The organism is Nocardioides sp. NPDC057767 (assembly GCF_042798275.1).
GTDB lineage: Bacteria > Actinomycetota > Actinomycetes > Propionibacteriales > Nocardioidaceae > Nocardioides.
In genome coordinates this window covers 22,986-29,539 of the sequence record NZ_JBHVKJ010000063.1, presented here as the reverse complement: position 1 = coordinate 29,539, position 6,554 = coordinate 22,986, and the positions used below count along the sequence as shown (strand labels likewise).

7 protein-coding genes are annotated in these 6,554 nt (G+C 68.9%); 3 read left to right on the top strand and 4 right to left on the bottom strand.

Annotation, left to right across the window (positions count from 1 at the left end; genetic code table 11):
- Positions 1–71: 71 nt before the first annotated feature.
- Both ACFVDI_RS24530 and rfbB read right to left on the bottom strand, forming a co-directional pair.
- Positions 72–1,454: a sugar nucleotide-binding protein gene (locus ACFVDI_RS24530; RefSeq protein ID WP_378911395.1), complete on the bottom strand. Its 1,383-nt coding sequence runs from the start codon at positions 1,452–1,454 to the stop codon at positions 72–74.
- The gene (gene rfbB, locus ACFVDI_RS24525; RefSeq protein ID WP_378911394.1) at positions 1,455–2,453 is read right to left on the bottom strand and encodes a dTDP-glucose 4,6-dehydratase; all 999 of its coding nucleotides are present in this window, start codon (positions 2,451–2,453) and stop codon (positions 1,455–1,457) included.
- 94 nt (positions 2,454–2,547) lie between these two features.
- On the opposite strand from rfbB, the gene rfbA reads away from it, so the two are divergent.
- The gene (gene rfbA, locus ACFVDI_RS24520; RefSeq protein ID WP_378911393.1) at positions 2,548–3,420 is read left to right on the top strand and encodes a glucose-1-phosphate thymidylyltransferase RfbA; all 873 of its coding nucleotides are present in this window, start codon (positions 2,548–2,550) and stop codon (positions 3,418–3,420) included.
- Positions 3,421–3,488: 68 nt separating this feature from the next.
- Here the strand turns inward: rfbA and ACFVDI_RS24515 are convergent, their stop codons facing one another.
- Both ACFVDI_RS24515 and ACFVDI_RS24510 read right to left on the bottom strand, forming a co-directional pair.
- Entirely contained in the window at positions 3,489–3,860 is a 372-nt protein-coding gene (locus ACFVDI_RS24515) for a phosphomannose isomerase type II C-terminal cupin domain (RefSeq protein ID WP_378911392.1), read from the bottom strand.
- Positions 3,861–4,001: 141 nt separating this feature from the next.
- Positions 4,002–5,168, bottom strand: coding sequence for a nucleotide sugar dehydrogenase (locus ACFVDI_RS24510; protein WP_378911391.1), 1,167 nt, complete (start codon positions 5,166–5,168; stop codon positions 4,002–4,004).
- An 89-nt stretch (positions 5,169–5,257) separates the two neighbouring features.
- On the opposite strand from ACFVDI_RS24510, the gene ACFVDI_RS24505 reads away from it, so the two are divergent.
- Positions 5,258–5,548, top strand: a complete 291-nt coding sequence (locus ACFVDI_RS24505; RefSeq protein WP_378911390.1) for a type II toxin-antitoxin system Y4mF family antitoxin — start codon at positions 5,258–5,260, stop codon at positions 5,546–5,548.
- Positions 5,548–6,399, top strand: a complete 852-nt coding sequence (locus ACFVDI_RS24500) for a HipA N-terminal domain-containing protein (protein ID WP_378911389.1) — start codon at positions 5,548–5,550, stop codon at positions 6,397–6,399. The genes ACFVDI_RS24505 and ACFVDI_RS24500 overlap by 1 nt, the downstream gene beginning before the upstream one ends.
- Positions 6,400–6,554: the final 155 nt, after the last annotated feature.

Here is a 6,554-nt window from a genome sequence, read left to right as displayed (position 1 = left end):
CTGTCCCACTTTCCTGGGACAGACGCGCCGACTCGGCGTCAATTTCTGGGGCAGACGCGCCGACTCGGCGGTCAGGCCTTCAGGTAGCGGCGCAGCGCGTCGAGGTGGTCCTCGGGCTCGAAGCCGGTGGCGGTGAGCTTGTCGAGGGACATCACCGAGTTGAGCGGCCGCAGGGCGACGCCCTCCTTGCCGGCGAAGTAGGCCTCGGTCGAGGTGGCGCCCACGTCGGCCCCGTCACGCCCGGACAGCGAGAACACCTCGGCGGCGATGTCCCGCCACGAGCACGGCTCACCGGCGTTGGTGCAGTTGTAGACCCCGTACGCAGCCCCGGACCGCAGCAGGTGAGCGGTGGCCGCGGCGAGCGTGTCGGTGAAGGTGAGCCGGCCGATCTGGTCGTCGACCACGGTGGGCGAGACGCCCTTCTCGGCGAGAGCCGCCATGGTGCGTACGAAGTTCTTGCCGGCGCCGACGACCCAGGAGGTGCGCAGGATGTAGTGGCGCGGGGTGCCGGCGACGGCGATGTCGCCGGCGGCCTTGGACTGGGCGTAGACGCCGAGCGGCGAGACGGGCTCGTCCTCGGTGTGCTCGGTGGCGGTGCCGTCGAAGACGTACTCGGTCGAGTAGTGCACCAGGGTCAGCCGGTGCTCTGTCGCGACCCGGGCGAGCAGCGCCGGAGCCGTCGCGTTGGCCGCCCAGGCCGTGCGGCGGCCGTCGGGGGTCTCGGCGACGTCGACGGCGGTGTAGGCGGCGGCGTTGAGGATCAGCTGGTAGTCGGCCCACGGCCAGGCCGCGACCGCCTTCTCGTCGGAGATGTCGAGCTCGTCGAGATCGACGGCGTCCGCATCCGGAAAGACCGACACGAGGGCCCGGCCGAGCTGGCCGTTCGAGCCGATGACGAGCGTCTTCTTCGGCTTCATCGGGGTGATCTCGGCCAGGCGCGGGTTGGCCTTGTCCTTCTCGGAGATCTCGGCGGACTCCAGCGGGATCGGCCAGGCGATCGCGGCGGTCTCGTCGGCCAGGTTGAGGGCGGGGTAGGCGAACCCGGGACGCCAGTGGTCGTTGACCAGGTAGGAGTAGACCGTGAGATCCTCCAGCGCCTGGTAGGAGTTGCCGACTCCGCGCGGCACGAAGACGGCCGTCTCCGGGCCGATCTCGACCGAGAACGTCGTCCCGAACGACGAACCCTCGCGCATGTCGACCCAGGCCGCGAAGACCCGTCCGCAGGCCACGGAGACGAACTTGTCCCACGGCTCGGTGTGGATGCCTCGGGTCGCCCCGCGGGAGGCGTTGAAGGACATGTTGTTCTGCACCGGCCCGAAGTCGGGCAGCCCGAGCGCGATCATCTTCTCGCGCTGCCAGTTCTCCTTGAACCAGCCGCGGGCGTCTCCGTGCACGGGCAGGTGGACGACCAGCAGACCCGGGATCGGCGTCTGCTCAACGGCGAGGTCCGACATTCACTGCCCCTTCGCGGCGTACTTGGCTTCGGTCTCGTGCTTCAGCGGCGACCACCAGGCCTCGTTCTCCTGGTACCAGGCGATCGTCGCGGCCAGGCCCTTGTCGAAGTCCTGGTACTTCGGCTCCCAGCCGAGCTCGCTGCGCAGCTTGCCGGACTCGATGGCGTAGCGGCGGTCGTGGCCGGCGCGGTCGGTGACCCACTCGATGTCGTCCTCCGGCTTGCCGAAGTGGCGCAGGATCGCGCGGACGACGTCGACGTTGGACTTTTCGCCGTCGGCGCCGATCAGGTAGGTCTGCCCGATCCGGCCCTTCTCCAGGATCGCCCAGACCGCCGAGGAGTGGTCGTCGGTGTGGATCCAGTCGCGGACGTTGAGACCGTCGCCGTAGACGCGCGGCCGGCGGCCCTCGATCACCTCGGTGATCTGACGCGGGATGAACTTCTCCACGTGCTGCCAGGGACCGTAGTTGTTGGAGCAGTTGGAGATCGTCGCGCGCACCCCGAAGGAGCGCACCCAGGCGCGGACGAGGTGGTCGGAGCCGGCCTTGGTCGCCGAGTAGGGGGAAGACGGCTGATAGGGGGTGTCTTCGGTGAACCGCTTCGGGTCGTCCAGGTCGAGGTCGCCGTAGACCTCGTCGGTCGAGACGTGATGGAAGCGCACGTCGTGCTTCCGGACCGCCTCGAGCAGGACGAAGGTGCCGACGATGTTGGTCTGGACGAACGGAGCCGGGTCAGAGAGGGAGTTGTCGTTGTGCGACTCGGCCGCGTAGTGCACCACGGCCTCCGACTCCGCGACCAGCGGCTCGACCACCGCGGCGTCAGCGATGTCGCCGACCACGAGTCGAACCCGGTCCTCCGGGAGTCCGGCCAGCGACGCCTCCGAGGAGGCGTAGGTCAGCTTGTCGAGCACCGTCACGTACGCATCGGTGTTGGCCACGAGGTGGTGCACGAAGTTGGAGCCGATGAACCCGGCCCCGCCTGTCACAAGAATCCGTCTCACCGGCTCATCGTAGGCAGAATTAACCACCCGGTGGTCGCCTCGCCCCGGTGGGTTCCCTAGAACGTGGGGTGAACATCCGTAGGATCAAATGACCATGAAGGGCATCATCCTCGCCGGAGGCACCGGCTCGCGTCTGCACCCGATCACTCTCGCGATCAGCAAGCAGCTGATGCCGATCTACGACAAGCCGATGATCTACTACCCGCTGACCACGCTGATGCTGGCCGGGATCCGGGACATCCTGGTGATCACCACGCCCCACGAGGCCTCCGGATTCCACCGGCTCCTGGGTGACGGCAGCCACCTCGGCGTCAACATCAGCTACGCCGAGCAGCCCTCCCCCGACGGCCTCGCCCAGGCCTTCACGATCGGCGCCGACGTCGGCTTCCTCGACGAGTCAGAGGACGGGGTCGGCCTCGTCCTGGGCGACAACATCTTCTACGGTCCGGGCCTCGGCACCCAGCTGGCCCGCTTCAAGACGATCCACGGCGGCGCCGTCTTCGGCTACCGCGTCGCCGACCCGCGCGCCTACGGCGTCGTCGAGTTCGACGACTCCTTCAAGGCGATCTCGCTCGAGGAGAAGCCCGACAAGCCGAAGAGCCCGTACGCCGTCCCCGGCCTCTACTTCTACGACAGCTCGGTCGTCGAGCACGCCCGCAACCTGCGGCCGTCCGCGCGCGGCGAGCTCGAGATCACCGACCTCAACCGGATCTACCTCGAGGCCGGCACCCTCTCGGTCGAGGTGCTGCCCCGCGGCACCGCCTGGCTCGACACCGGCACCCTCGAGGACCTCAACGAGGCCGCCAACTTCATCCGCGCCATCGAGCACCGCCAGGGGACCAAGATCGGCGCTCCCGAAGAGGTCGCCTGGCGCCAGGGCTGGCTCTCCGACGAGGAGCTCTCCGAGCTCGCCCAACCGCTGCTGAAGAGCGGCTACGGGAAGTACCTGCTCGGCCTCCTGGCCTGACCTCCACCGGCCTCAAAACGAGACGTACGCGGCGTGGCACTGCCCCGCCGCGTACGTCTTTCGTGGTCTCAGGCCGTCGTGGTCTTCTCGGCCTCGGCCCGGCCGAAGTCGTCCTCGAGCCGGACGATGTCGTCCTCGCCGGTGTAGCCACCGCGCTGGACCTCGATGATCGAGAGCGGCTCGTCGGTCTCGTTGCAGATCCGGTGGGCCTGGCCGACGGCCACGTCGACGGACTCACCCGGTCCGGCGATGGTGGTCACGCCGTCGATGATGCAGGTCGCCTTGCCGTAGATGACGACCCAGTGCTCGGAGCGGTGGGTGTGGGTCTGGTAGGAGAGGCGGCTGTGAGGCAGCACCTCGATCCGCTTCACCTTGTAACCCGGACCGATGTCGATGACGTGCCACGAACCCCAGGGGCGGGTCTCGGAGTCACCAGCCATGATGTTGCCTCATTCCTAGACACTGATCAGAAGACGCGACCATAACTGTACGCATCCGCGCACGGTTCATTGCGAACCGATGTTCACCGGTCCGTTACCCGCAGGTCGCCCACGGGAGCAGTTCGACCCCGCCGGAACAGCTCAGTCGCGCCCGTAGATGTCGCGCGTGTAGACCTTGTCGGCGACGTCGGCGAGCACCTCGGTGCGGCGGTTGGCGATGATCACGTCGGCCCGCTGCTTGAACTCGTCGAGGTCCCGGATGTTCTCGGAGTGGAAGAACTCCGCCTCGTCGAGCTCGGGCTCGTAGATGATCACCTCGACGCCCTTGGCCTTGATCCGCTTCATCACACCCTGGATCGAGGACTCGCGGAAGTTGTCCGAACCGGACTTCATGATCAGCCGGTAGACGCCGACCACCTTCGGCTCGCGCCGCAGGATGTCGGTCGCGACGAAGTCCTTGCGGGTGGTGTTGGCCTCGACGATCGCCGAGATGAGGTTCTGCGGGACGTCCTGGTAGTTGGCCTGCAGCTGCTTGGTGTCCTTCGGCAGACAGTAGCCGCCGTAGCCGAAGCTCGGGTTGTTGTAGTGCGACCCGATCCGCGGGTCCAGGCCGACGCCCTCGATGATCTGGGTCGTGTTGAGGCCGTGGGTGGCGGCGTAGGTGTCGAGCTCGTTGAAGTAGGCGACCCGCAGCGCGAGGTAGGTGTTGGCGAACAGCTTGATCGCCTCGGCCTCGGTGGCGCCGGTCATCAGCACCGGTACGTCGGGCTCGAGGGAGCCCTCGAGGAGCAGCTCGGCGAAGCCCTTCGCGGCCGCGGAGTCGTCGCCTACGACGATGCGGGAGGGGTGCAGGTTGTCGTGGAGCGCCTTGCCCTCGCGGAGGAACTCGGGACTGAAGAAGAGGGTCGTGTCGGGGTGCTGCTCGCGCTTGGCCGCGATGTAGCCGACCGGGATGGTCGACTTCACCACGATCGCCGCCTCGGGCGCATAGCTCACCGCGTCGGCGATCACACCGTCGACGCTGGAGGTGTCGAAGTAGTTCGAGGCCTCGTCGTAGTTCGTCGGGGTGGCGACGACGACGTAGGCGGCGTCCGCGTAGGCGTCCTCCTTGTCGAGGGTCGCGCGCAGGTCGAGCTCCTTGGTGGCCAGGAAGCTGGTGATCTCGGCGTCCTCGATCGGCGTCCGGGCCGCGTTGACCAGGTCGACCCGCTCCTGGGAGATGTCCAGGACGACGACCTGGTGCTTCTGCGCGAGCAGGACGGCGAGCGACATCCCGACGTAGCCCACGCCGACAACGGTGATCTTCATGTTCGGACTGTAAGCAGCGGTTCGGGCGACGTCCCAGCGACTTCCGCGATTGATGTTCCCGTACGGGAACATCACGTAGAGTGTTCATCGTGCCGTCGCCGTACCTGACCTCACCGGCCGCCTTCGGGTCGGCCGTGCGCGCGGCCCGCCGCCGCGCCGGCCTCACTCAGGGCGACCTGGCGCACCGCGCCGGCGTAGGCCGGCGGTTCGTCGTCGACGTCGAGTCCGGCCACCCCCGCGCCGAGCTCGGCAAGGCCCTCGCGCTGCTGGAGGTCCTCGACGTCTACCTCGCACCCACCCAGCTCTCCCCGATCGCCCCGCCGTTGGAGGACGTCGACCTCGACGCCGTGCTGGCCCACCATCTGGCCCACCGCCGCTGATGCGGGAGCTGTACGCCTTCGCCGGCCGCCGCCGGATGGGCACCTTCCGGCAGGTAGGCGACCAGGTCGAGTTCACCTACGCGGAGACCGCCGGCCCCACGCCGATCTCGCTCTCCCTCCCCCGCACCGGCCCGGCCCTCTCCCCTGGAGCCGCACGCGCCTGGCTGGACAACCTGCTCCCCGCCCGTGAGGACGTACGCCGCCGATGGGCGCGCGAGCGGGGGCTGCCGGACACCGAGCCGATGACGCTGCTCGCCTCCTACGGCGACGACCTCGCCGGGGCGGTCTCGCTCTCGGCCGACCCCGACCTGCCCTGGCGCCGGGCGCCGCATCCCGTCGAGGCGCCGCTGCCCGAGATCGCGACCCGGCTCGCGGCGCTGCGCAACCAGCCCACCTCGTGGCTCGACCAGCGGGCCCGGCCACGGTTCTCCCTCGGCGGCCACCGGGGGAAGTTCGCGCTGCGACGGGCCTCGGGGAAGTGGTTCTGGCCGACGTACGAGCATCCGTCGACGCACATCCTGCGACCCACGACGCCGGAGGTCGCCGCCCAGCACCTCGCAGCCCTCGACCTCGCCCGCGCCCGCGAGATCCCTGCCACCCGCACCGAGCTGGTCACCTTCGGCGCGCAGCCGGCGCTCGTCGCGGAGCGCTGGGACCGCCTCGGCGGCCGGCGCATCCATGCCGAGACGATCCGGCAGGCGCTGGGGCTTCGACCCGACGAGGACGTCGAGCCTGGCGGCGTACGCGATCTGTTCCTGCGCCTCGGGCAGGAACAGCCGCCGGTCGACGGCATCGACCGGATCGCCTTCCTCCTGGCCGGGGACCGGGTCGTGGTGGCGCCCCGGCAGTGAGGCATCTCGCCGGCCACATCTCACCGTGCGGGTGGGGCTACCGAGGTGGGCCCCGCTCCTGCGTACACTCAGAGTCCAGCCCACGCGGGGATGGGACATTTCGCCGTGCCGTGGAAGCCGCCACTAGCATGGGCGCCTCAACCTGACGGAGAGGT